Raw genomic sequence first — 1035 nt, forward strand, 5'->3', positions numbered from 1 at the left:
GCCGCCCGCGCGCTGCCGACCGCGCCAACCAGACCCTGCGCCAGGCCGAGGCGCGCTATCGGCAGGCGCAGGCGCTGGTCGGCAGCGCGCGGGCGGCAGAGGCGCCGACGCTGGGCGTGCAGGCCGCGGCCACGCGCGAGCGCAGCGTCACCCCCAAGCCGGGGCTGCGCGACGCCGATACGCTGGGGTTCAGCGCCAGTTGGGAGCCTGACTTCTGGGGCAAGGTCCGGCGCAGCATCGAACAGGCCGGCGACAACGCCCAGGCCAGCGCCGCCGATCTGGCGCAGGCGCGGCTGTCGCTGCAGGCCGCGGTGGTCGCCGATTACCTGCAGTTGCGCTTCGACGACCAGACCCTGGCGCTGTACCAGCGCACCCTCGCCGGCTACCGCGACGCGCTGCGGCTGACCCAGGCGCGGGTGCGCGCCGGCGTTGCCAGCGACGCCGATGTGGCCGCGGCCGAGGCCACCCTGCACAGCACCGAAGCCGCATCGACCGATCTGGCGCTGTCGCGCCGGCAACTGGACCACGCGCTGGCGGTGCTGCTCGGCCGAACCCCTTCCGAGTTCTCGCTGGCGGCCAGCGACGCACCGCTGCCGGCGCTGCCGCCAACGCCGGAGGCCCTGCCCTCGGTGCTGCTGCAGCGGCGCCCGGACATCGCCGGCGCCGAACGGCGCATGGCCGCGGCCAACGCCGGCATCGGCATCGCCGTGGCGGCGTGGTTCCCGACCCTGTCGCTGAGCGCCAGCGGCGGCTACGACGGCGCCGGACTGACCTCGCTGCTGAGCGTGCCGAACCGGGTCTGGGCGGTGGGCGCAGCGCTGGCCGGCACGCTGTTCGACGGCGGCGCCCGCCACGCGCAACGCGCGCAGGCGCAAGCCGTCTTCGATGCCGCGGCCGCCAGCTACCGGCAGACCGTATTGAGCGCGTTCCAGGGCGTGGAGGACCAGCTCGCCGCCACGCGCGAACTGGCGCGCGAACAGCAGCAACAACGCAGCGCCGCCGACGCCGCGCAGCAGGCCGAGCGCGTGCTGATGG

1 protein-coding gene is annotated in these 1035 nt (G+C 75.7%); it reads left to right on the top strand.

The features are described 5' to 3' along the window. A partial coding sequence (locus CEK68_RS20850) for an efflux transporter outer membrane subunit (protein WP_152240531.1) occupies positions 1–1035 on the top strand: 1035 nt, incomplete at both ends.

Source organism: Xanthomonas sp. LMG 12461 (assembly GCF_009192935.1).
Lineage (GTDB): Bacteria > Pseudomonadota > Gammaproteobacteria > Xanthomonadales > Xanthomonadaceae > Xanthomonas_A > Xanthomonas_A sontii.